The 23729-nt window shown below is 70.5% G+C and carries 18 protein-coding genes and 2 pseudogenes; 13 read left to right on the plus strand and 7 right to left on the minus strand.

All coding sequences use genetic code 11. The features are described from left to right. Window positions 1-139 precede the first annotated feature (139 nt). The 3 genes from ABZ267_RS03500 to ABZ267_RS03510 are packed head-to-tail and all read left to right on the plus strand — an operon-like array spanning window position 140 to window position 4612. Window positions 140-1978, plus strand: coding sequence for a glycosyltransferase family 2 protein (locus ABZ267_RS03500; protein WP_356748075.1), 1839 nt, complete (start codon window positions 140-142; stop codon window positions 1976-1978). A 3-nt stretch (window positions 1979-1981) separates the two neighbouring features. Continuing rightward, window positions 1982-3937, plus strand: coding sequence for a galactose oxidase-like domain-containing protein (locus ABZ267_RS03505; RefSeq protein WP_356748077.1), 1956 nt, complete (start codon window positions 1982-1984; stop codon window positions 3935-3937). A gap of 57 nt (window positions 3938-3994) precedes the next feature. Further along, complete coding sequence (locus ABZ267_RS03510; protein WP_356748079.1) at window positions 3995-4612, plus strand: SMI1/KNR4 family protein; 618 nt, start codon at window positions 3995-3997, stop codon at window positions 4610-4612. A gap of 184 nt (window positions 4613-4796) precedes the next feature. Here the strand turns inward: ABZ267_RS03510 and ABZ267_RS03515 are convergent, their stop codons facing one another. Both ABZ267_RS03515 and ABZ267_RS03520 read right to left on the minus strand, forming a co-directional pair. Then, window positions 4797-5846: a glycoside hydrolase family 6 protein gene (locus ABZ267_RS03515; RefSeq protein WP_356748081.1), complete on the minus strand. Its 1050-nt coding sequence runs from the start codon at window positions 5844-5846 to the stop codon at window positions 4797-4799. Window positions 5847-6252: 406 nt separating this feature from the next. Next, entirely contained in the window at window positions 6253-7236 is a 984-nt protein-coding gene (locus ABZ267_RS03520; RefSeq protein WP_356748083.1) for a DUF5937 family protein, read from the minus strand. Between the two features lie 81 nt (window positions 7237-7317). On the opposite strand from ABZ267_RS03520, the gene ABZ267_RS03525 reads away from it, so the two are divergent. From ABZ267_RS03525 to ABZ267_RS03540, 4 genes are all read left to right on the plus strand, one after another. After that, the gene (locus tag ABZ267_RS03525; RefSeq protein WP_356748085.1) at window positions 7318-8592 is read left to right on the plus strand and encodes an MFS transporter; all 1275 of its coding nucleotides are present in this window, start codon (window positions 7318-7320) and stop codon (window positions 8590-8592) included. 10 nt (window positions 8593-8602) lie between these two features. Beyond that, window positions 8603-9112 carry a MarR family transcriptional regulator gene (locus ABZ267_RS03530; protein ID WP_356748087.1) on the plus strand — a complete coding sequence of 170 codons (510 nt, stop codon included), beginning with the start codon at window positions 8603-8605 and terminating at the stop codon, window positions 9110-9112. Between the two features lie 68 nt (window positions 9113-9180). Beyond that, complete coding sequence (locus ABZ267_RS03535) at window positions 9181-9507, plus strand: DUF3817 domain-containing protein (protein WP_356748089.1); 327 nt, start codon at window positions 9181-9183, stop codon at window positions 9505-9507. 85 nt (window positions 9508-9592) lie between these two features. Beyond that, entirely contained in the window at window positions 9593-11293 is a 1701-nt protein-coding gene (locus ABZ267_RS03540; RefSeq protein ID WP_356748091.1) for a methylmalonyl-CoA mutase family protein, read from the plus strand. Between the two features lie 61 nt (window positions 11294-11354). Here the strand turns inward: ABZ267_RS03540 and ABZ267_RS03545 are convergent. Beyond that, window positions 11355-11887, minus strand: a pseudogene (locus ABZ267_RS03545) (sensor histidine kinase); the annotation flags it as partial. On the opposite strand from ABZ267_RS03545, the pseudogene ABZ267_RS03550 reads away from it, so the two are divergent. Next, window positions 11880-12212, plus strand: a pseudogene (locus ABZ267_RS03550) (glycosyltransferase); the annotation flags it as partial. The pseudogenes ABZ267_RS03545 and ABZ267_RS03550 sit on opposite strands and share 8 nt — an antisense overlap. Beyond that, window positions 12209-13225: a GDP-mannose 4,6-dehydratase gene (locus tag ABZ267_RS03555; RefSeq protein ID WP_356748092.1), complete on the plus strand. Its 1017-nt coding sequence runs from the start codon at window positions 12209-12211 to the stop codon at window positions 13223-13225. The pseudogene ABZ267_RS03550 and the gene ABZ267_RS03555, both read left to right, overlap by 4 nt. Here ABZ267_RS03555 and ABZ267_RS03560 read toward each other — a convergent pair. Further along, the gene (locus ABZ267_RS03560; protein WP_356748094.1) at window positions 13213-13860 is read right to left on the minus strand and encodes a TetR/AcrR family transcriptional regulator; all 648 of its coding nucleotides are present in this window, start codon (window positions 13858-13860) and stop codon (window positions 13213-13215) included. The genes ABZ267_RS03555 and ABZ267_RS03560 overlap by 13 nt on opposite strands. Window positions 13861-14273: 413 nt before the next feature. Here ABZ267_RS03560 and ABZ267_RS03565 point away from each other — a divergent pair, with 413 nt between their 5' ends. The 4 genes from ABZ267_RS03565 (at window position 14274) to ABZ267_RS03580 (ending at window position 18536) form a co-directional block, all read left to right on the plus strand. Continuing rightward, entirely contained in the window at window positions 14274-15242 is a 969-nt protein-coding gene (locus ABZ267_RS03565; protein WP_356748096.1) for a tetratricopeptide repeat protein, read from the plus strand. A gap of 644 nt (window positions 15243-15886) precedes the next feature. After that, window positions 15887-16537: a DUF6230 family protein gene (locus ABZ267_RS03570; RefSeq protein WP_356748098.1), complete on the plus strand. Its 651-nt coding sequence runs from the start codon at window positions 15887-15889 to the stop codon at window positions 16535-16537. Between the two features lie 96 nt (window positions 16538-16633). Further along, window positions 16634-17191, plus strand: a complete 558-nt coding sequence (locus ABZ267_RS03575) for a DUF6114 domain-containing protein (protein ID WP_356748100.1) — start codon at window positions 16634-16636, stop codon at window positions 17189-17191. Continuing rightward, window positions 17181-18536 carry a hypothetical protein gene (locus ABZ267_RS03580; protein ID WP_356748361.1) on the plus strand — a complete coding sequence of 452 codons (1356 nt, stop codon included), beginning with the start codon at window positions 17181-17183 and terminating at the stop codon, window positions 18534-18536. Before ABZ267_RS03575 ends, ABZ267_RS03580 begins: the two co-directional genes overlap by 11 nt. 81 nt (window positions 18537-18617) lie before the next feature. Here ABZ267_RS03580 and pyk read toward each other — a convergent pair whose 3' ends face one another. The 3 genes from pyk to pta form a co-directional block, all read right to left on the minus strand. Continuing rightward, complete coding sequence (pyk, locus tag ABZ267_RS03585; protein WP_356748102.1) at window positions 18618-20045, minus strand: pyruvate kinase; 1428 nt, start codon at window positions 20043-20045, stop codon at window positions 18618-18620. Between the two features lie 102 nt (window positions 20046-20147). After that, the gene (locus ABZ267_RS03590) at window positions 20148-21401 is read right to left on the minus strand and encodes an acetate kinase (RefSeq protein WP_356748104.1); all 1254 of its coding nucleotides are present in this window, start codon (window positions 21399-21401) and stop codon (window positions 20148-20150) included. Further along, the gene (gene pta, locus ABZ267_RS03595) at window positions 21398-23479 is read right to left on the minus strand and encodes a phosphate acetyltransferase (protein ID WP_356748106.1); all 2082 of its coding nucleotides are present in this window, start codon (window positions 23477-23479) and stop codon (window positions 21398-21400) included. The genes ABZ267_RS03590 and pta overlap by 4 nt, the downstream gene beginning before the upstream one ends. Window positions 23480-23729: the final 250 nt, after the last annotated feature.

Below are 23729 nucleotides of genomic sequence, written 5' to 3' on the forward strand. Positions count from 1 at the left end.
CGATAAGCCCCCGCCGCCACACGGCCGGGGGCTTTTCCGGTACCGGATCAAAAACCCCTCACTCGGACCTGCCAAGTCGACACGCCGTTGCCTGTCCCCTTCTGTGGGGATATCAACCCGTTCGACAGTGGGAGGCACGGTGCGGTCGGAGGGCTACGACTACGACACCTACAGCCGGCTCGCGGGTCCGCTCACCGAGCCGGACCCCGAGGGATACCGAGTCCGGTACCGATCCCTGCTCTCGAGCGAGAAGCACCGAATAAGGGCCGTCCTCCTGATGACGCTCGCCCCGGTGCTCACCGCCACCCTGATGCTCTACCTGGTCTGGCCCACGCACTGGACCGAGCGTGAGAACGGCGAGCGGTGGCTCGTCGTCGCCGACACCGCGATGCTGGTCTCGATCGGCCTGATCGGCCTCTTCATGCTGGTCAACGTGGTCTCCATCGCGCACGCGACGATGGTCGCCCGCGACCCCGTACCCGTGACGCCCGAGCCGGGCACCCGGGTCGCCTTCCTCACCACGTACGTCCCCGGCAAGGAACCGCTCTCCATGGTGCGCGCCACCCTGAAGGGCGCGGTGCGCCTCACGCACGACGGGCCGCTCGACATCTGGCTCCTCGACGAAGGCGACGACCCGGCCGCGCGGATGCTCTGCGCGGAGCTCGGCGTGCACCACTTCACGCGGCGCGGGGTGCCCGAGTGGAACCGTAAGAAGGGCGTCCACAAAGCGAAGACGAAGCACGGCAACTACAACGCCTGGATCGCGCTCCACGGCGACGCCTACGACTTCTTCGCCTCCGTCGACACCGACCACGTGCCGATGCCCAACTTCCTGGAACGGATGCTCGGCTACTTCCGCGACCCGGACGTCGCCTTCGTCGTCGGCCCGCAGGTGTACGGGAACTACGACTCGGCCGTCACCAAAGCCGCCGAGTCGCAGCAGTTCCTCTTCCACGCGCTGATCCAGCGCGCGGGCAACCGCTACGGCGCTCCGATGTTCGTCGGCACCAACAACGTCGTACGCGTCGCCGCCGTACGCCAGGTCGGCGGCCTCTACGACTCGATCACCGAGGACATGGCGACCGGCTTCGAGATCCACCGCCGCCGCAACCCGCTCACCGGCCGCTTCTGGCGCTCCGTCTACACGCCCGACGTGCTGGCCGTCGGTGAGGGGCCCGCCTCCTGGACGGACTTCTTCACCCAGCAGCTGCGCTGGTCCAGGGGCACGTACGAGACGCTGTTCAAGCAGTACGGCAAGGCGCTGTTCCGGGTGCCGCCGGGCCGGCTCCTCAGCTACACGCTGATGCTCGTCTACTACCCGATGACGGCTGTCAACTGGCTGCTCGGCGTCGGCAGTTGCGTCCTCTTCCTCTGGTTCGGCGCCTCCGGCACCCAGGTCGCCGCCTCGATCTGGCTGATGCTCTACAGCGACGCGGCGGCCCTCCAGATCGGGCTCTACCTCTGGAACCGGCGGCACAACGTCTCGCCGCACGAGCCCGAGGGCTCCGGCGGTCTCGCCGGGATGGCCATGTCCGCGCTCTCGGCGCCGATCTACCTCAAGTCGCTCGGCTCGGCGGTGCTGCGCACGGAGGGCCGGTTCGTCGTCACGCCGAAGGGCGGCCAGGCATCTCCGGACCGGCTGCTCACCTTCCGCATCCATCTGGCCTGGGCCGCGGTCCTGTTCGCCTCGCTCGTCGCCTCGGCCCACCTGGACCACACGCATGTCGCGATGCGGACCTGGGCGACGCTCGGCCTCGCGATATCCCTGGCGCCGGTCGCGGTGTGGGCCTGGACCGAGTGGCAGGGCCGGCGTACGCGGGCACGCACCGCCGTCCTCGCGTCCGCGCCCGCACAGGCGCCCGCACCCGCCCCCGTACAGCAGGCGCTGCGCGAGCCGACGTATCTGACCACCACGACGACCACGACCAGCAGCGCGAGTGCCGGTACCACCGCCACCACCACTGCAGGAGGGAACTGACCCATGGCCTACCGGCCTTCGAAGAAGATGCGGAAGACGCTCCTGGGCGGCGGCGCCGTGGTCGTGCTCGCGGGCCTCAACGCGCCGGCGGCGCTCTCCTTCGCGGAGGACCAGTACCACGCGTACAAGATCGCCCAGCCGAAGTACCAGGCGGAGTACGGCTCCTGGAAGCGCGTCGACATCCCGGAGGAGTACCGCACCAACGCGATCCACGCGGCGCTCCTGCACACCGGGAAGGTGCTGATCGTCGCGGGCTCCGGCAACGACGAGAAGAACTTCGACGCGGGCACCTTCGACACCGTGCTGTGGGACCCGGCCGAGAACGTCTTCCAGAAGATCCCGACCCCGGAGGACTTCTTCTGCGGCGGCCACGCCCAGCTCCCGGACGGCCGGCTGCTGATCGCCGGCGGCACCGCGCGCTACGAGGTGCTGGACGACAAGGTGAAGCGGGCCGGCGGCGGGATGCGGGTCAAGAACGAGAACCCGGACAAGCCGCTGAAGCTGAAGAAGGGCACGGTCTTCCGCTCGCCGTCCGGCGCCGAGTACGTCGCGAAGTTCGACGTCACCGTGGACAAGGCGAAGCGCGAGTTCGAGGTCGACTACTTCGAGAGCGGCCAGATGAAGCCGTGGAAGACGAAGGTGACGGCGGCCGAGCAGCGGGTCTTCGTGGAGGCGGTGAACGAAGGCGTCGAGGCGGTGGCGACCGACGCCGCGCAGTACGAGATCGTCGGGCTGAAGGGCAAGGAGGCCGACAACTCGTACGGGCTCGCCGAGAAGATCACCATGGACAAGCAGGACTTCCAGGGGATCAGGGCGGCGTACGAGTTCGACCCGACGGCGGAGAAGTACATCAAGGTCGACCCGATGAAGGAGGCCCGCTGGTACCCGACGCTCGTCGGCCTGGAGGACGGCCGCGTGCTGTCCGTTTCCGGTCTCGACGACGTCGGCGCGATCCTGCCGGGCGACAACGAGATCTACGATCCGAAGACCAAGAAGTGGTCCAAGGGCCCCTTCCACTACTTCCCGACCTACCCCGCGCTCTTCCTGACCAAGGGCGGCAAGCTCTTCTATCCGGGCGCCAACGCCGGTTACGGACCGGCCGACAAGGGCCGCGAGCCGGGGATCTGGGACATCAGGAAGAACACTTTCACCAAGGTGCCCGGCCTGACCGACACCGACGAGCTGGAGACGGCGGCCTCGCTGCTGCTGCCGCCCGTGCAGGACCAGAAGGTGATGGTGCTCGGCGGCGGCGGCGTCGGCGAGTCCAAGAAGTCCACCGCCCGCACGGCCGTCATCGACCTCAAGCAGGCCAGCCCGGCGTTCAGGCCGGGCCCGGACCTGCCGCAGGGCACGCGCTACCTGAACAGCGTGATCATGCCGGACGACACCGTCTTCACCAGCGGCGGCTCCAAGGACTACCGGGGCCGCGGCAACAGCAACATCCTCAAGGCGCAGTCGTACGACCCGAAGACCAACACCTTCAAGGAGGCGGCCGAGCCGACGGTCGGCCGCAACTACCACTCCGAGGCGCTGCTGCTGCCGGACGGCCGGGTCGCCACCTTCGGCTCCGACTCGCTCTACGGCGACAAGGACAACACCAAGCTCGGCAAGTTCGAACAGCGCATGGAGGTCTACACCCCGCCGGCCCTGCACCGAGGCAAGGGCAAGCGTCCGGTGATCGGCGACGGCCCGGAGGCGGTGGAGCGCGGAGCCACGGCGACCTTCAGGACCGCCGACGCGGACCGGATCGCGACGGCCCGGCTGATGCGGCCGAGCGCGGTCACGCACACCACGGACGTGGAGCAGCGCTCCATCGAGCTGGGCTTGAAGAAGGGCAAGGGCGAGGTGAGCATGAGCGTGCCGGACGACGCGACGCTGGTGCCGCCCGGCTGGTACATGCTCTTCGTCACCGACACCGACGGCGTTCCGTCGGAGGCGAAGTGGGTCAAGGCATCCTGAGAGCCGGGGCTTTCGCCCAGGGTACGGCCGTCGGCGTTGTCACACCCTCTTGTCACCATGGTCGACATGAGTGAGACAACGGAACCTGAGATGCACGCAGTTGGCGCCGTTCCGACCACGCCGCAGGACTGGCGCGCGTTTCTCGAGGAGTACGGACAGCGGTACCTGATGAACCATGACGGCGCGGACGAGTTGCTGGACGAGGACCAGGCGGACGCGCTGGATCGAGGCGAGCGGATCGCCGTCCGGCTGGGTGCGGAACCGGCTCGGGAAGATGCCTTGGCGGCAGTCGAGGAGCGGATCGGGCTGCGGTTGCCGCCGGGCCTGAGGAGCTTCTTCCTGACGAGCGACGGATGGGAGCACCTGGACGGCTGGGTGGACGGTGTCCATCCGTGCGGTCGTGTCGGGTGGATGCGGGACAGCGAGGACGGCGGACGTGTGATCGAGGTGTACGCCTCGATAGCGGGCAACGAGGACGATGTGAGCCTGTTCCGCCGGTCCGTCGAGATCGCGAAGGGTGAGGACTACTGGCTGCTCGATCCGACCGACGTCGGACCGGACGGAGAGTGGGCCGCCTACGAGTTCACGCCGAAGTACGGCGATACGACGAAGTTCCCCAGCTTCGCGGCGCTGTTCCACTCCTCGTTCGAGGACATGGACGAGGACGAGGACTGAACCGGGTCGACCTCGGGCTTGAGCGACCTGACCGCGCTGTCCCGGACCACGGCGGCCCGGCCGGCGACCCCTGTCCGGGTGCCGTCGGCCGGGCCGCCGACGAGGACGGCGGCCCGGCGGCGGTCTCCGGTGGCGCGTCAGGCGACCCTGGTGTCCGCGGCCGGTCCTCCTGGTACCGCGCGCTTCAGGACCTCGCGCGCTGGGCCAGCCCCAAGGCGTACTCCGGCCACCAGGTGCCCGCATCCGGTCCGCCGCGGCAGGTTCCGTCGGACTCGCCGGGACGCTTGATCCACAGGTAGGCGTCGAGGCGGTCGGCGCGGGTGTCGGTGGTCGGCGGCGTCCCGAGGGCCCGGCCCGGCGGGTTGCACCAGGCCTCGGCGCGGTCCCCGGTGAGCGGGCCGCCGCCGTTGCGGCTGGTGTCGATCACGTAGTGCGCGCCGCCGACGGCGTCGGAGAGGAGGTCTCCGTACTCCTTCACGCTCGCGTTCGACTGAAAGTTGGACACGTTCAGCGAGAAGCCGTCGGCCCGGTCGATCCCGGCCTGGCGCAGCGGCTCCGCGATCTTGGACGGTTCCTTGATCCAGTCCGGGTTGCCCGCGTCCAGGTAGACCTTGGTCCGGGCGTTGGCCTTGAGCGTGTCCACGGCCTCGGAGAGCAGCTGGTGGCGCTCGGCGTGGTGCTCGGGCGGGGTGCAGCCGTCCGCGATGTGCGGGAGCGCGTCGGGCTCCAGGATGACGGTGGCCGGGGCGTCGCCGATGGCCTCGGCGAACTCACCGAGCCAGGACCGGTAGGCGTCCGCGTCCTTGGCGCCGCCCGCGGAGTAGAGCCCGCAGTCGCGGTGCGGAATGTTGTACGCGACGAGCAGGACGGTCTTCTTCGTCTCGGCCGCGGCCCTCACGGCGGCCACGATCTCCGGCCCCGGACCGTCCCAGGCGGGCCAGAGCGCCACCGGCCGGTCGGCGATCCGCCGCAGCGCCTTCGCGTCGTCCTCCCGGCCCGCCCGGTCCCAGGCGCGTACCTGACGGGAGGCGTCGCTGTCCGGGTCGACCCAGTACGGCGAGGCCGCGCTCGGCGCCGGTTCGCCGCGTACCGGATCGGCCTCGGCGGCCGTCGGGCTCGCACCGCCCGGTGCGGAGCAGCCCGCCGTGAGGACGGCCGCGAGAGCGGCGGCGGCCAGGGCGGGGGGAACCCCGAAGGCACGGCGGTGTCTGGAAACGGTTCTACGGCCGGACATCCAGCCCCCTCGGACGGCGGTGGCTCACGGATACGGGACGGCGTGGTGCCGGACGGCGCAGCGGAAGGCTGAGCGCGGGCAGACGTCGACAATCGTGACATACCGGTCACCGGGAGTGGCGCCACGACACCATCCGTCACCGGGCCGCGCTCGGGTGGCGCCACGACACCATCGGTGCCCGGCGTCGGCTCGGGCGGCTCCGCGACACCACCCCTGACAGGGTGTCCGCTCGGGCGGCTCCACGACACCATCCGTGACCGGGCGTCCGCTCGAGCGGCTCCGCGACACCACCCGTGACCGGGCGTTCGCTCGGGCGGCTCCACGACACCATCCGTGACCGGCGTCCGCTCGGGTGGCGGCGCGAACTGGTCCGCAACCGGCCGGCGTGAGCCCGGCCGGTCTCCGCTCAGACGCCGGCCGCCAGCGTGATCCCCAGCGGCGTCCGCTCGTACAGCACCTGGTGTCCGTACCGCCGCGACGTCAGCAGTCCCGCCTCGCGCAGCACCGACAGATGCGCCGATACGGAGGACGGCGCGAGGCCGAGCCGGTGGGCCAGAGTGCTCGTGCCGGCCGGTTCGTCCAGTGCGCACAGCACATCCGCCCGGACCCGGCCCAGCAGCCTGGCCAGCGCCTGCGGTGTCCGCTCGCCGGCCTCGATCCACAGCCCGCCGATCCCGCGCGCCGGATAGATCAGCCCCGGCTGCCACGGCTCCAGGTGGCCGCCCACCACCTCGGGCCAGACGAAGACGCTCGGCATCAGCACCAGGCCCTGCCCGCCCAGCACCTGTTCGTGGTCGCCGCGCGTGCCCTTGACGGTGAGCGTCGAACCGTTCCAGCTCAGCTGCGTACTCACCTCGCCCAGCAGTCCCGCGAGCCCGCTGTCCGCGAGCTTGCGCGAGTGGTACGCGATGTCCGCCTCCAGCAGCGCCCGCAGCCTCGGCCAGTACGGTTCGATCAGCGCCTGCCAGGCCCGCTCCAGCAGATCGGCCAGCTCCCGCACGGTCCGTGCCGGATCGGCCAGCAGGCGGCGGCCCGTCACCGACTCCCGGGCGCCGGGCCGTGCCGACAGCGCCAGCTCCATGTCCGCCCGCGCCACCGCCGGATCGACCGCCCGCACGCCCGCGATCTCCTCCGCGAACGTGGCGAGCGGCCCGATCGGCGGCGGGCAGATGAAGTCCGGGTTGTGGCCGCCGTCCGGCATCAGCAGCCACAGCGGTTCGAGGTCGAGCGCCGCCGCCGCGTCCCGGATCCGCCGGAGCCACGGCAGGTGGTAGCCGTGGCGGTGGTGACGGGCCAGCGTGCGCACCGCCTCCTGGGTCTCGACCAGCGGCGAGAGCGCGAACCGGCAGCGCAGCAGGTCGCTCTCGTCGAAGTGCAGCCGGAACGGCATACCGGCCTCCGTCCAGTCGTCGAAGATTCGTCCTCAGCCGAAAGTCTAGGGCGCGCGGCCGTCCCGCTCCAGGCTCCTGCCATGTCCCAGGTGTCCTCCTCCACTCCGCCCGCCGGCTACCGCGCCGTCTTCCGCGTCCGCGAGTTCCGGGCCGTCTTCGCCGCGCACCTGCTCTCGCTCCTCGGCGTCGTCGTCAGCGAACTCGCGCTCACCGTCCTCGTCTACGACCTCACCGGCTCCCCGCTGCTCAGCGCGCTGACGTTCGCGCTCGGGCTGCTCCCGTACGTCATCGGCGGGACGCTCTTCGCGGGCGTCGCCGACCGCTATCCGGCCCGCCGCGTCCTGGTCGTCTGCGACCTGCTCTGCGCGGTCTGCGTCGCCGTGATGCTGCTGCCCGCCACTCCGGTCGCCGGACTCCTCGCGCTGCGCTGCCTGGTCGCCGCGATCGCGCCCATCTTCACCGGGACCCGGATGGCCGCGCTCACCGACATCCTGGGCGACGGCGACCTCTACGTCCTCGGCCGTTCTCTGCTGCGGATCGTCTCGCAGAGCGCGATGCTCATCGGCTTCGGCGCGGGCGGCGCGCTGCTCACCGTGCTCTCTCCGCGCGGCGCGATCACCGTCACCGTCGTCACCTTCCTCTGCTCGGCGGCCCTCCTCCGCCTCGGCACCCGCAACCGCCCGGCCCGCGCCGTGAGCGGCTCCACCAAGCTGCTGAGGGAGTCGCTCTCCGGGGCCCGGCTGGTCCTGGGCGACCGCCGCATCCGGGCGCTGCTGCTCCTGCTCTGGCTGCCCGCGATGTTCGTGGTCGCACCGGAGGCGCTCGCCGCTCCGTACGTGGCCGAGACCGGCGCCGGTCCGGCCGCGCTCGGGCTGCTGCTCTGCGCGATGGCCGTCGGCCACGTGGGCGCCGAACTCTTCGTGGGGTCCGCGCTCCGGCCCCGTACCCGCTCCCGGATCGTGCTGCCGCTCGCCGCCGTCGGCCTGCTGCCGCTGGTGGTGTACGCGGTCCGGCCCGGCCTGCCGCTGGCGCTGGCCGCACTCGCGCTGGCCGGGATGGGAGCGGCGTACGTCATCGGGCTCGACCAGTGGTTCGTGGACGCCGTACCGCCGGAGCTGCGCGGCCGGGCCATGACGCTGCTCACCGCCGGGCTGATGACCATCCAGGGTGCCGGGATGGCGCTGGCGGGGCTCGCGGCCGAGTTCTTCCCGGTGCACCACGTGGTCGCCGGATCCGGAATCATCGGTACCGTCGTCACGCTCCTCGTCGTCGCCGAGGTCCGCCGAACGGCCCCCGGACATCTGTCCGATACCGAAAGGCGAGACAGGGCTGACCGGCATGTGACCAGTCGGTAAGGTCGGTGCCGTGCCGAAGCCGCTCAGCCTTCCTTTCGATCCCATCGCCCGTGCCGAGGAACTCTGGCATCAGCGCTGGGGGCCCGTGCCTTCCATGGGGGCGATCACCTCGATCATGCGGGCGCAGCAGATCCTGCTCGCCGAGGTGGACGCGGTGGTCAAGCCGTACGGTCTGACCTTCGCCCGGTACGAGGCCCTGGTGCTGCTCACCTTCTCCAAGGCGGGTGAGCTGCCGATGTCCAAGATCGGCGAGCGGCTGATGGTGCACCCCACCTCGGTCACCAACACCGTGGACCGGCTGGTGAAGTCCGGCCTGGTCAGCAAGCGCCCGAACCCCAACGACGGCCGCGGCACGCTCGCCTCCATCACCGACAAGGGCCGCGAGGTCGTCGAGTCGGCCACCGAGGAGCTGATGGCGATGGACTTCGGGCTCGGTGCGTACGACGCGGAGGAGTGCGCGGAGATCTTCGCGATGCTCCGGCCGCTGCGGGTGGCGGCGGAGGACTTCGACGAAGGGTGAACGAGGCTGTCTCTTCGACGGAGGGCCCGCGCGAAGATCGGCACGGCCGTCCCGTTACGCTCGTGTCCATGAAACAGAACGTGCTCACCCGCTACCGGGTGATGGCTTACGTCACCGCCATCTGGCTGCTCGTCTTCACGGTGGCGATCATCGCGAAGTACGTCTTCGACACCGGCGACACCATGGTGATCTCCCAGATCCACGGCGTGCTGTTCATCGTCTACGTCATCTTCGCCTTCGACCTCGGCTCCAAGGCGAAGTGGCCGTTCGGCAAGCTCCTGTGGGTGCTGGCCGCAGGCTGCATCCCCTTCGCCTCCTTCTTCGTCGAGCCGAAGGTGAGCCGCGAGGCCCAGGAGCTGATCGACGCGACCGCTCCGGCGCCCGCGAAAGCCTGACCGGCACGGCACTCCCACCGCCCCGCGCGAAGCGCCGGGCGGTTTGCCATCGACATTTACTAGGACGTCCTAGTAAATTCGAAGCATGGACGCTCACGCGATCGAGGAAGGCCGCCTCCGCTGGCAGGCCCGTTACGACAAGGCCCGCAAGCGGGACGCGGACTTCACCACGCTCTCCGGTGACCCGGTGGAGCCCGTGTACGGGCCCCGTCCCGGCGACACGTACGAGGGATTCGAGCGGATCGGCTGGCCCGGCGAGTACCCGTTCACCCGTGGCCTGCACCCGACCGGCTACCGGGGCCGCACCTGGACCATCCGCCAGTTCGCCGGCTTCGGCAACGCCGAGCAGACCAACGAGCGCTACAAGATGATCCTCGCGGCGGGCGGCGGCGGACTCAGCGTCGCCTTCGACATGCCGACGCTGATGGGGCGCGACTCCGACGAACCGCGCTCGCTCGGCGAGGTCGGCCACTGCGGGGTCGCCATCGACTCCGCCGCCGACATGGAGATCCTGTTCAAGGACATCCCGCTCGGTGACGTCACCACCTCCATGACGATCAGCGGCCCGGCCGTCCCGGTCTTCTGCATGTACCTGGTCGCAGCCGAGCGCCAGGGCGTCGACCCGGGCGTGCTCAACGGCACGCTCCAGACCGACATCTTCAAGGAGTACATCGCGCAGAAGGAGTGGCTCTTCCAGCCCGAGCCGCACCTGCGCCTCATCGGCGACCTGATGGAGCACTGCGCCGCCTCCATCCCGGCCTACAAGCCGCTCTCCGTCTCCGGCTACCACATCCGCGAGGCCGGAGCCACGGCCGCGCAGGAGCTGGCGTACACGCTGGCCGACGGCTTCGGCTACGTGGAGCTCGGCCTCTCGCGCGGCCTGGACGTCGACACCTTCGCCTCGGGCCTCTCCTTCTTCTTCGACGCGCACCTGGACTTCTTCGAGGAGATCGCCAAATTCCGCGCCGCCCGCCGCATCTGGGCCCGCTGGATGAAGGAGACGTACGGCGCCAAGACCGACAAGGCGCAGTGGCTCCGCTTCCACACGCAGACCGCCGGGGTCTCGCTCACCGCGCAGCAGCCGTACAACAACGTCGTACGGACGGCCGTCGAGGCGCTCTCCGCCGTGCTCGGCGGTACCAACTCGCTCCACACCAACGCTCTCGACGAGACCCTCGCGCTCCCGTCCGAGCAGGCCGCCGAGATCGCGCTGCGCACGCAGCAGGTGCTGATGGAGGAGACCGGCGTCGCCAATGTGGCCGACCCGCTGGGCGGCTCCTGGTACGTGGAGCAGCTCACCGACCGGATCGAGGCCGAGGCCGAGAAGATCTTCGACCAGATCAAGGAGCGCGGCACCCGGGCCCATCCCGACGGGCAGCACCCGATCGGCCCGATGACCTCCGGCATCCTGCGCGGCATCGAGGACGGCTGGTTCACCGGCGAGATCGCCGAGTCCGCCTTCCAGTACCAGCGGGCCCTGGAGAAGGGCGACAAGCGGGTCGTCGGCGTCAACGTCCACCACGGCTCGGTCACCGGCGACCTGGAGATCCTCCGGGTCAGTCACGAGGTCGAGCGCGACCAGGTCAGCCAGCTCACCGCGCGCAAGGCCGCCCGCGACGACGCGAAGGTGAGCGCCGCGCTGGAGGCGATGCTGGCCGCCGCCCGCGACGGCTCGAACCTGATCGCGCCGATGCTGGAGGCGGTACGGGCCGAGGCCACGCTCGGTGAGATCTGCGAGGCGCTGCGCGAGGAGTGGGGCACGTACACGGAGCCGCCGGGCTTCTGAGTGTCACGGGAACAGGGAGGCGCTGGGCTTCCGAGGTCCCACGGTGGAGGGCCCTCGGCTCCTACGGGCCCTCCTCGCCGAACGCCACCGTGAACCGCGCCCCGCCGCCCGGCGCCGCCCGTACCGTCAGCTCCGCTCCGTGCGCGCGGGCGATCTGCCGGGCCATCGCGAGCCCCAGCCCCGATCCGGGGAGAGCGCGGGCGGCCTCGGCGCGGTAGACGCGGTCGAAGACGTACGGGAGGTCCTCGGGAGCGATCCCGGGCCCGTGGTCCCGTACCGTCAGCTCAAGGCCGCCCTCGTACGCGGTCAGCCCCACCTCCACCGGCGCGTCCGGCGGCTGAACTTGGCCGCGTTGTCCAGCAGGTTGGTCAGCAGCCGGGCCAGCCGCGCCGGTACGCCGGGCCGGACCGCCTCCGCCGCGCCGGGACCGGTGGACAGCTCGAAGTGGACGCGCGGCCAGTGCGTCCGCGCCATCGCCACCGTGCGCTCCACCAGCTCCGCGATCCGCACCTCCTCCAGCAGCGGCAGCGGCTCCTCGTCCCGGGCCAGCTCGATCAGGTCGTTCACCAGCCCGGTCACCTCCCGGATCTGCCGGGCCGGCTCCGCCACGATCGCGGAGCTGGCGACGACCGGCGTACCCGCCGTCCTCGTCCCGTACCCGCACGCGCCCGGTGACCACCAGACCCACAACGCCCGGGTCCTCTCCGAGGCCGGTGCCGCCCACCTCGTGCCCGACGCCGAGACCACCGCCGACCGGCTCGCCGAACTGATCGACCCGCTGCTCGCGGACCCGGCGCGGCTCGCCGTGATGGGCCGCGCGGCCGACCCGGGCAACCACGCGCGAGCGGCCGACCTGCTGGCGGAGACGGTCATCCGCCTCGCCGTACAACCGTCCACCGCAAGGGAGTTCACCGCATGACCGACACGACCGGCACCACCACCGACTGGACCGGCCGGACCGTCCTCGTCACCGGAGCCGAAGGCTTCATCGGCTCCACCCTCGTGGACCTGCTCGTCCGACGCGGCGCGCGCGTACGGGCGTTCGTCCACTACAAGCCGTACGCCGACAAGGGCCACCTCGCCCGCTACCTCCAAGGCCCGCACAGCCCGGTCGAGTTCATCCCCGGAGACGTCGGCGACGCGGGCCGCGTGATGGACGCCGTCGAAGGCTGCGACACGGTCTTCCACCTCGCCGCGCTGATCGGCATCCCGTACAGCTACGACGCGCCGGGCGCGTACGTCCGCACCAACGTCGTCGGCACCGAGAACATCGCCGAGGCCTGCCGCCGCCACTCCGTACGCCGCCTCCTGCACACCTCCACCAGCGAGGTCTACGGCAGCGCTCTCACGGCCCCGATCGGCGAGGACCATCCGCTCCAGCCGCAGTCGCCGTACTCCGCCTCCAAGATCGGCGCGGACATGATGGCGCTCTCGCACTGGCACGCCTTCGAGCTGCCGGTGACGGTGGTGCGCCCGTTCAACACGTACGGACCCCGCCAGTCGGCCCGTGCCGTCATCCCCACGATCCTGGCCCAACTGCACTCCGGGGCACGGGAGATCCGGCTCGGCTCGCTGACCCCGACCCGCGACTTCACGTACGTCACCGACACAGCCGCCGGATTCCTGGCACTGGCCGACTGCGACCGGGCGCTGGGCGAGAGCGTCAACCTCGGTACCGGCCGGGAGATCTCGGTCGGGGACCTGGCCAAGGCGCTCATCACCGCCTCCGGCCGGGACGCCGAGATCGTGGTGGACCCGGCCAGGCTCCGGCCCTCCGGCAGCGAGGTGCACCGGCTGCTCTCGGACAACACGCGGGCCCGCGCGTGGGCAGGATGGGAACCCGAAGTCACGCTGGAGGAGGGGCTGGAGCGCACGTCGGCCTGGGTGGCGGACCACCTCCACCTCTTCGCACCGGGCCGCTACCAGGTCTGAGCGCCGCCAGGAGGCGTCTGCGCGCCGGACAGCCCCAGCAGCAACAGCGTGGTGAACCCGCTCGCCCACGCGGCGTCCACCGGTTCGGCGCTCACCAGCGTGCGGTGCACCACGGCTCCGGCGATCACGTCGAAGATCAGGTCCGCGTTGCGGGCGGCGGCCGAGGCGTCGTCCTCGTACCGCAGCTCGCCGCGTGCCTGGGCGCGTTCCCGGCCCAGGAGCACCAGCCGCTTCTGCCGGTCCACGATGGCCGAGCGGATGCGGTGGCGCAGCGAGTCGTCCCGGGTGGACTCGGCGACCACCGCCATCAGCGCCGTCCGGGTCTCCGGCCGCTCCAGCAGCGCGGCGAACTGGAGCACCACGCCCTGCACATCGCCGGCCAGGCTGCCGCGGTCGGGCAGCTCCAGCTCGTCGAAGAGGACGGCCACCGCGTCCACCACCAGCTCGTTCTTGCCGGCCCAGCGCCGGTAGAGGGTCGTCTTGGCGACTCCGGCCCGGGTCGCCACATCGCCCATGGTCAGCTTCGACCAGCCGAGATCGACGAGAGAGGCCCGGGTCGCCTCCAGGATGGCGGCATCGGCCTCGGTGGAGCGGGGACGTCCTGTTCGGGTGGCTTTGGGGTCGGTGCGGCTCATGATGCGGCGACCATACCGGCCGGTAGGGACGTCCGCTCCGCCCCGGGTTCCGTGAGACAGATCACCGGGACGGCCTGTTCCGGTGGGCCGGGCGGCAGTTACGCTACGGGTCGTAGCGTTAGGAAGGCGGCAGGCCCGCCCCGTACGCCACGGAACGAACGAGCGACAGCCACCGGGGCCTTCACGAAGGTCCCAGGCGCCGGGTGGGGACCCGGGGCCGCACGGACACGGCCGGATGGGGATCCGGACGGTCCACCGGGTCTTATCGGGGCCCGTATCCGTTCCACCGGGGTTCTTCAGGGCCTCCGGGAACCGTCGTCGTCCGCCCGCCCGGCACACCGGCCGGCGCCTCGGACCTGGCCGGTTCCCGCATCGCTTTCCGGAACGGTGTGCTCAGGGGGGAGGATGTACGTATGCAGCCTAGGAACATGTCCATGAGCGGCGTCGTCGACCTCGCCGCTGTCAAGGCGGCCGGCGAGGCCAAGGCCAAGGCGGAGCAGGCCCGTGCGCAGGCCGCCCGTACCGGAGGCACCGGCGCCGCGGCGCCCGCCACCCTGGTGATCGACGTCGATGAAGCAGGCTTCGAGCGCGATGTCCTGCAACGCTCCGCCGAGGTCCCGGTCGTCATCGACTTCTGGGCCGAGTGGTGCGAGCCGTGCAAGCAGCTCGGCCCGCTGCTGGAGCGCCTGGCCGTCGAGTACAACGGCCGTTTCCTGCTGGCCAAGGTCGATGTCGACGCCAACCAGATGCTGATGCAGCAGTTCGGCATCCAGGGCATCCCGGCGGTCTTCGCCGTCGTCGCCGGGCAGGCCCTCCCGCTCTTCCAGGGCGCGGCCCCCGAGGCCCAGATCCGCGAGACGCTGGACCAGCTGATCCAGGTCGGCGAGGAGCGGTTCGGTCTCACCGGGATCGCCGTCGACCCGGACGCCTCGCCGGACGCCGTCCCGGCCGAGGTGCCGGCCGGCCCGTACGACCACCTGCTGGAGGCCGCCGCCTCCGCTCTCGACGCCAATGACTTCGGCGGCGCCGTGCAGGCGTACAAGAACGTGCTCACCGACGACCCGGGCAACCCGGAGGCCAAGCTGGGCCTGGCCCAGGCGGAGCTGCTGGCCCGCGTCCAGACGATGGACCCGAACGCGGTCCGCAAGGCCGCGGCGGACAACCCGGGCGATGTGGCCGCACAGGTCGCCGCCGCCGATCTGGATCTGGTCGGCGGCCATGTCGAGGACGCCTTCGGCCGGCTCGTCGAAGCGGTCCGCCGCAACACCGGCGACGACCGGAACACCGCCCGGCTGCGGCTGCTGGAGCTCTTCGAGGTGATCGGCCCGGACGACCCCAGGGTCACCGCCGCCCGCACCGCGCTGGCGCGCGTGCTGTTCTGACGGCGAGCTGAACTTCTCCGGTCGCGAGCCGATTGTTCCGATGTGACAAGACGGCCGTGATGCCCTCCGGGTATCGCGGCCGTTTTGCCGTCCGAACGCTAAGAGTCACCGCTGCTTTACCAAAACTTGACAATGGAACCAAGTGTTACTGGCAGTAAGTCATAGAGATTGATCTGTCCTGTTTCCGTCAAGTTTCCCGCTGTTTGGATGTCCCTTTCGTGCCACCCTGTGTGGCCGCATGATGTCGTCCCGTCGCGCCACGGTTATCAGGTCGTTACTGGCAAGTAACGACCCCCCTTGTGTCACGGCGCCGAATGCACCACGATCGGCCACGCTCGGTCCCATACCTTCGGCCCGGCCTCCAGCCGGTGCGGGAGGGCCTGTTGGGTCCCCACCGAGTGGGTCGGCGGCAGTGGCCGCCGGCTGTGGACAGGGGGGTTCCCGCCGACAGACGGGGCCTGTCCGACCGGCTGTACACACCGTGCAGCCAGTGGTTGTCGCTCGGGGGTGAACGCCGGTGCGGCGGATGCGGTCCATGCCTCCGCCCGCGGGCGCTCTCCTTCCCGAGGACGTAGCACTTCTCCCATCCCAGGACGGGTTTCCCACCCGCCCGGAGATGTACGTCCGAGAAGAAGGAGCAAGTTATGAGTTCCCAGGTTCGCGGTGGGACGAGATGGAAGCGTTTCGCTCTGGTCATGGTGCCCAGCGTCGTCGCGACGGCGGCGGTGGGTGTCGGTCTCGCGCAGGGCGCCCTTGCCGCGTCCTTCAGCGTGTCCGGCCAGAGCTTCAAGGTCAGCACCGACAAGCTGGACGGCAAGGACTTCGTCCAGTACGGCAGCGTCGCCGTCGGCAAGGACCTTGAGGGCGAGAAGGCCGCACACGCGGTCGCGGTCTCGGGCTTCAGCTACGCCGAGATCACCAACATGTGCCAGTCGGTGGTCACCCCGAAGGTGCCGTTCCTCGGCAATGTCAGCCTGGAGCTGACGGCCGGGACGAATCCGAAGAACCCGGTCGTGGCGACCAACCTCTACCTCGACGTGAGCCAGCTCGATGCCGACGCGTACTTCGAGAACATCGACATCGGTGTCGCGGCGGGCTCTCTGAAGAAGGAGGGCAAGCCGGGGAGCATCGGCGTCCAGCCCGGCACCGAGGCCAAGGCGGAGGGCTTCGCGCAGCGCGCCGACTCGGCGGTCCTGACCGGGGTCAAGCAGACGGCGTGGGCGACCACGGCCGGAACCTTCAAGCTCAGTGACCTGAAGCTGAGGCTGCACAACCGTGTCAAGGAGTGCTTCTAAGCGCTCGCCCGGGTGGCCGGGACGCTCCGCGCGAGCCTTCCGGCCGCCCACCCTTTCTCTTCTCACCGCAGTACCGGTTCCAGGGAGCTGTTTTCCATGAGCCCCGAGTCCACAGGGCAGAACGAGCACAACCTCACCGTCTACCGGCGGGGATTCCGTACCTGGCGGGGTAACCGGCCGTTCTGGGCGGGTCTGTTCACCATGCTGGGCGGTGTCCCCATCGCCTACTTCCCGTACGCCGATCTCCACCTCGGCAACATGACGCTGGCGATGTCCACGACCGCCGGCGCCGGGTCCCTCATCATCGGGGTCCTGCTGATCACGCTGGGCCTGACGATGTGGTTCCACAGCATCGTCCGGGTCTTCGCCGGGGTCGCTGCCATTCTGCTCGCGCTGATCTCCATACCCGTCGCCAACATCGGCGGCTTCGTGATCGGATTCGTCCTCGCACTCATCGGCGGAGCCCTGTCCGTTTCCTGGGCGCCGGGCGAGCCGAAGGCCGACGAGGAGGCCCCGCAGGACGTCCCCGCCGCCCTGCCGATGGACGAGCGGCACTCGGAGAGCGTCCTGCACGGCGCGACCGTTCCGCAGCAGCAGGTGGGTGACCACGACGCGGCTTTCGGCCATGACGGAGGGACACACCGTGCGGGGTGACGAGCAACAGCGGCCGCATGCGCACGCTGACGAGGTTCTCCCGGTACGCAAAGGGCCCCGCCACGCGGCCCCCAAGAAGTCGCTGCTGACCAAGTTGCACATGCCGAGCGGCAAGAAGGCCTTCGCGCTCGCCGCGATGCCGACCGCCGTCTTCGTCGGCATGGGCCTCACGCCCAAGCTCGCCATGGCCGACGGCAACCCCGACATCCCCTTCGCCCCGGGCCCGTGCGTCACCCGGTCCGACGAGCCCGGTGAGTCCGCTTCCCCGTCCGAGTCCCCGAAGGCCACCCCGACCCCGTCGGCGACGCCCACGGACGAGCCGGACCAGAGCGAGAAGCCGGGCGAGGACGACGGCGCGACCCCGAAGCCGGCGGAGAGCGGTACGGCCACCGAGGACCCGGCGGCCGGCGAGAAGCCGGACGCGGGTCAGAAGCCGGACACGGCCGACGAGAAGCCCGCCGACGAGCCGAGCCCCACTCCGACGCCCACCAAGTCGAAGAACCCGCTCGACCCGCTGGGCCTGGGCGACGCGCTCAAGGACCTCTTCGACCCGGACAAGGGCAAGGACAAGGCGGAGGAGAAGCCCGAGGAGACGGCGAGCCCGTCCCCGAGCCCCACGGCCGAGTCCCCGAAGCCGGCCGACAAGCCGAAGGCCCCGGAGAAGGAAGCGCCGAAGGACCCGTCGAAGGATCCAGCCAAGGACGCCTCCGACAAGACGGCCGACGCGATCCGCGAAGCCGCCGAGAAGGCCGGCAAGGACGTCAAGGAGCTGGACGACGACGTCAAGGGACTCGACCCCAAGAAGGACGAGGACATCCCGGACGGCGCCAAGCCGCGCTTCCCCTGCCCCGAGCCCGACCCGGAGGCCCTCGCCGCCGCGACCCTGGAGCCCGGCATCCCGCTGCTCCCGGCCGATCCGTGGGTCCTGGAGTCCTCGCTGCTCACGCTCAACGGCCTGGACTACAAAGGCATCGTCGAGGTGAAGAGGGCGGACGGCTCGATCAAGAAGGTGCTCAAGTTCACCGCGAGCTCCATCGACATCAAGGACCTCCACCAGCTCACCGTCGGACCGGCGGGCACGACGGGCCATGTGAAGTCGCGGCCGGGCTCCACGTCGACCATCCGCAACGGCACGGTGACGATGTACACGGAGGAGCTGAAGGGCAACCTCTTCGGCCTCATCCCGATCACCTTCAACCCGCGGACTCCGCCACCGCTGAACGTGCCCTTCGCCTTCTTCACCAAGGTGAAGGTCGTCCAGGCAGGCCAGTTCGGCGGCTCGCTCAGGGTCCCGGGCCTGCAGAACTACCTGGACGGCGGCCGCAGCTGGCCCGCCGCCACCTGATCCCGTCCGGGAGCCGCACAGAGCCGTGGGCCGTACCCCTGATGCCAGGGGTACGGCCCACGGTCGTACGACGAAGGCGAACTAGCTCTCCTCGCCACCCAGGTGGTGCACCCGGACCATGTTCGTGGTGCCCGGGATGCCGGGAGGCGAGCCGGCCGTGATGACCATCGTGTCGCCGTTGTTGTAGCGGTTCAGCTTCAGCAGCTCCGCGTCGACCAGGTCGACCATCGCGTCGGTGTTGTCCGCGTGCGGGACCACGTGCGACTCGACGCCCCAGCTCAGCGCGAGCTGGTTGCGGGTGGACTCGTCCGTGGTGAAGGCCAGGATCGGCTGGGCCACGCGGTAGCGGGAGAGGCGGCGGGCGGTGTCGCCGGACTGGGTGAAGGCGACCAGCGCCTTGCCGTCCAGGAAGTCCGCGATCTCGCAGGCCGCGCGGGCCACCGAGCCGCCCTGCGTACGGGGCTTCTTGCCGGGGACCAGCGGCTGGAGGCCCTTGGAGAGCAGCTCCTCCTCGGCGGCGCAGACGATCTTCGACATCGTCTTGACCGTCTCGATCGGATACGCGCCCACCGACGACTCGGCCGACAGCATGACCGCGTCCGCGCCGTCCAGGATCGCGTTGGCGACATCGGACGCCTCGGCGCGGGTCGGGCGGGAGTTGGTGATCATCGACTCCATCATCTGGGTCGCCACGATCACCGGCTTGGCGTTGCGGCGGCACAGCTCGATGAGGCGCTTCTGCACCATCGGGACCTTCTCCAGCGGGTACTCCACCGCCAGGTCGCCACGGGCCACCATCACACCGTCGAACGCCATGACGACGCCCTCCATGTGCTCGACCGCCTGCGGCTTCTCCACCTTGGCGATGACGGGGACCCGACGGCCCTCCTCGTCCATCACCTTGTGGACGTCCTTGACGTCGTCGGCGTCCCGCACGAAGGAGAGGGCGACCAGGTCGCAGCCCATCCGCAGAGCGAAGCGCAGGTCCTCGATGTCCTTCTCGGAGAGGGCCGGGACGTTCACCGCCGCGCCGGGCAGGTTGATGCCCTTGTGGTCGGAGATGACACCGCCTTCGATGACGATGGTCTTGACCCGGGGGCCGACGACCTCGACGACCTTCAGCTCGACGTTGCCGTCGTTGATCAGGATCGGGTCGCCCTTGGTGACGTCGCCGGGCAGACCCTTGTAGGTCGTGCCGCAGATCGACTTGTCGCCCGGGACGTCCTCGGAGGTGATGGTGAACTCGTCCCCGCGGACCAGCTCGACCGGTCCCTCGGCGAACTTCGCCAGCCGGATCTTCGGGCCCTGGAGGTCGGCGAGCACGCCCACCGCGCGGCCGGTTTCGGCGGCCGCCTTGCGGACACGGTCGTAACGGCCCTGGTGTTCCTCGTGGGAGCCGTGACTGAAGTTGAAACGGGCCACGCTCATGCCGGCCTCGATCAGAGCGACGAGCTGCTCATGGGAGTCGACGGCGGGACCGAGGGTGCAGACGATTTTGGAACGGCGCATGAGGCGGATCCTATCGGTTTGTTTCGCTGCGGAATATTCCGTCTGGTGGAAGATACAAAGGGGCGCGGGGGTGCTCAGTTGTCGACCTGTCCGAACCGTGGACTACGGCCCTTCGACGAGCGCGAACGTCTGGTCGGCGATCTCCAGCTCCTCGTCCGTCGGCACCACGGCGACCGCCACCCGTGCGTACTCCGGCGAGATCAGCCGCGGCTCACCGGACCGTACGGCGTTGAGCCCGGCGTCCACCGCGAGACCGAACTCCTCCAGACCCGCGATGGCAGCCTCCCGCACCGGAGCCGAGTTCTCCCCGACCCCCGCCGTGAACGCCACCGCGTCCACCCGGCCGAGCACCGCCGCGTACGCGCCGATGTACTTCTTCAGCCGGTGGATGTAGATGTCGAAGGCGAGCGCGGCCTGCTCGTCGCCCTCCTCGATCCGGCGGCGGATCTCCCGCATGTCGTTGTCGCCGCAGAGCCCGACCAGCCCGCTCTTCTTGTTCAGCAGGACATCGACCTCGTCCGTCGACATGCCCGCCACCCGCTTCAGGTGGAAGACGACCGCCGGATCGATGTCCCCGGAGCGCGTACCCATCACGAGCCCTTCCAGGGGGGTCAGCCCCATGGACGTCTCCACGCACCGCCCGCCCGCGACCGCCGAGGCGGAGGCGCCGTTGCCCAGGTGCAGCACGATGACGTTGACGTCCTCCGGCGCCTTGCCCAGCAGCTCGGCCGTCCTGCGCGAGACGTACGCGTGCGAGGTGCCGTGGAAGCCGTAGCGGCGGATCCGGTGCGCGTCGGCGGTCTCCACGTCGATCGCGTACCGCGCGGCCGCCTCCGGCATCGTCGTGTGGAACGCCGTGTCGAAGACCGCCACCTGCGGCAGGTCCGGCCGCAGCGCCTGCGCCGTACGGATGCCGGTGATGTTCGCCGGGTTGTGCAGCGGAGCCACCGGGACCAGGCGTTCGATCTCCTTCAGCACCTCGTCGGTGACCACCGTCGGCGCGGAGAACTTCAGCCCGCCGTGCACCACCCGGTGGCCGATCGCGGCGAGTTCGGGGGAGTCCAGGCCGAGGCCGTCCGCCGCCAGCTCCTCGGCCGCCGCCTTGAGCGCCGCGTCGTGGTCGGCGATCTTGCCCGTACGCTCCCGGGGCTCGGCGCCGCCGCCGGCCAGCGGCGTGTGCACCAGGCGGGAGGTCTCCTCGCCGATCCGCTCGACCAGGCCGGAGGCGAGCCGCGAGCGGTCGCGCATGTCGAGCAGCTGGTACTTCACCGAGGACGAGCCGGAGTTGAGGACGAGGACGCGATGCGGTTCCACAGAGGCCGTACCTTCGTGCTGGGGGATGGAGGAAGTCGTCATGCGGGGCGCTCCTCGCTCTGCGCCTGGATCGCCGTGATCGCCACCGTGTTGACGATGTCCTGGACGAGCGCGCCGCGCGACAGGTCGTTGACCGGCTTGCGCAGCCCCTGGAGCACCGGGCCGACCGCCACCGCGCCCGCCGAGCGCTGCACGGCCTTGTAGGTGTTGTTGCCGGTGTTCAGGTCCGGGAAGATCAGGACGGTGGCCTGGCCGGCCACCTCCGACTCCGGCAGTTTCGTCGCCGCGACGGAGGGCTCGACGGCCGCGTCGTACTGGATCGGCCCCTCCACCCGCAGCTCCGGCCGCTCGGCCCGTACCCGCTCGGTCGCCTCGCGCACCTTGTCGACATCCGCGCCGGAGCCGGAGGTGCCGGTGGAGTACGAGAGCATCGCGATCCGGGGCTCGACGCCGAAGCGGGCCGCCGTCACCGCCGACTGCACCGCGATGTCCGCGAGCTGCTCGGCGTTCGGGTCCGGGTTGACCGCGCAGTCGCCGTACACGAGCACCTTGTCGGCCAGGCACATGAAGAAGACGGACGAGACGATCGAGGCGTCCGGCTTGGTCTTGATGATCTCGAAGGCCGGACGGATGGTGGCGGCCGTGGAGTGCACCGAGCCCGACACCATCCCGTCGGCCAGGCCCTCCTGCACCATCAGCGTGCCGAAGTAGTTGACGTCGGACACCACGTCGTACGCCAGTTCCACCGTCACTCCGCGGTGCGCGCGCAGTTCGGCGTACCGCTCGGCGAAGGCCTGGCGCAGTTCGGAGGTGTGCGGGTCGATGATCTGGGTCTCGGCGAGGTCGATGCCGAGGTCGGCGGCCTTCTTGCGGATCGTGTCCACGTTGCCGAGGAGTGTGAGGTCGCAGACGTCCCGGCGCAGCAGCACGTCCGCCGCGCGCAGCACGCGCTCCTCGGTGCCTTCGGGCAGGACCACGCGCTTGCGGTCGGAGCGGGCCTGCTCCAGCAGCTCGTGCTCGAACATCATCGGCGTGACCCGGCCGCTGCGCGCCACCGAGATCCGCTCGAGGAGCGCGCCGGTGTCCACGTGCCGCTCGAAGAGGCCGAGCGCGGTCTCCGCCTTACGAGGCGTGGTCGCGTTCAACTTCCCTTCCAGCGTGAAGAGTTCGGCCGCCGTCGGGAACGAGCCGCCGGCCACCGAGACGACCGGGGTCCCGGGTGCGAGGCGTGCGGCCAGCGTGAGTATCTCCTCGCCGGGCCGCTCGTTCAGGGTCAGCAGGATGCCGGCGATGGGCGGCGTCCCGGCGCTGTGCGCGGCCAGCGAACCCACCACCAGGTCGGACCGGTCGCCGGGCGTCACCACCAGGCAGCCGGGCGTCAGCGCGTTCAGCAGGTTCGGCAGCATCGCACCGCCGAAGACGAAGTCCAGCGCGTCCCGCGCCAGTCCGGAGTCGTCGCCGAGCAGCACCGTGCCGTCCAGCGCGGCGGTGATCTGCGCGACCGTCGGAGCGGAGAGCGCCGGGTCGTCCGGCAGCACGGAGACGGGCACCGGCAGCCGGGCCGCCAGCCGCTCCGCTATCACCGACCGGTCCTCCGGCGCGACCCGGTTCACCACCATCGCCAGCACGTCGCAGCCGAGGCCGGCGTAGGCGCGGTAGGCGTTACGGGTCTCGGCGCGCACGGACTCCGCCGTCTGGCCCTTGCCGCCGACGACCGCGATCACCGAGGCGCCGAACTCGTTGGCCAGGCGCGCGTTCAGTGCCAGCTCGTCCGGCAGCTGGGTGGCGGCGAAGTCGCTGCCGAGGACGAGGACCACCTCGTACTCGCGGGCCACCTGGTGGAAGCGGTCCACCAGCAGTGAGACCAGCTCGTCGGTCCCCTTCTCCGCCTGCACGGCGGAGGCCTCGTGGTAGTCCAGGCCGTAGACGGATGCGGGGCTCTGCGAGAGCCGGTAGCGGGCCCGCAGCAGCTCGTAGAGGCGGTCGGGCCCGTCGTGGACCAGCGGACGGAAGACACCGACCCGGTCCACCTGACGCGTCAGTAGCTCCATGACTCCGAGCTCGACGACCTGCCGGCCGTCCCCCCGGTCGATCCCGGTCACGTACACGCTGCGCGCCACGCGTGCTCTCCCGTCGTTGTGCGGTGCCGCGACCCGCGGTCCGTCCAGGACGTGGGGATCCTCCCCGCGCTGTCCCCGGCGCTCCGAGGGGTGCGGCCGTTGGCCTGCATTGCCTCTTGACGATACCTGCGCGGGCCGCTATACCGCCCGCCGGAGGATTTCGGCCTCCGAACACCTCCTACCCGCTGCCGGATCCTTGCCCCGGCCCGGCCGAAAGCGCGGGGTCCGTGCCGGTCGTGGGACAATCGAG

Origin of the sequence: Streptomyces sp. NPDC006174 (assembly GCF_040614075.1) — a bacterium.
In the GTDB taxonomy this organism is placed as follows: domain Bacteria; phylum Actinomycetota; class Actinomycetes; order Streptomycetales; family Streptomycetaceae; genus Streptomyces.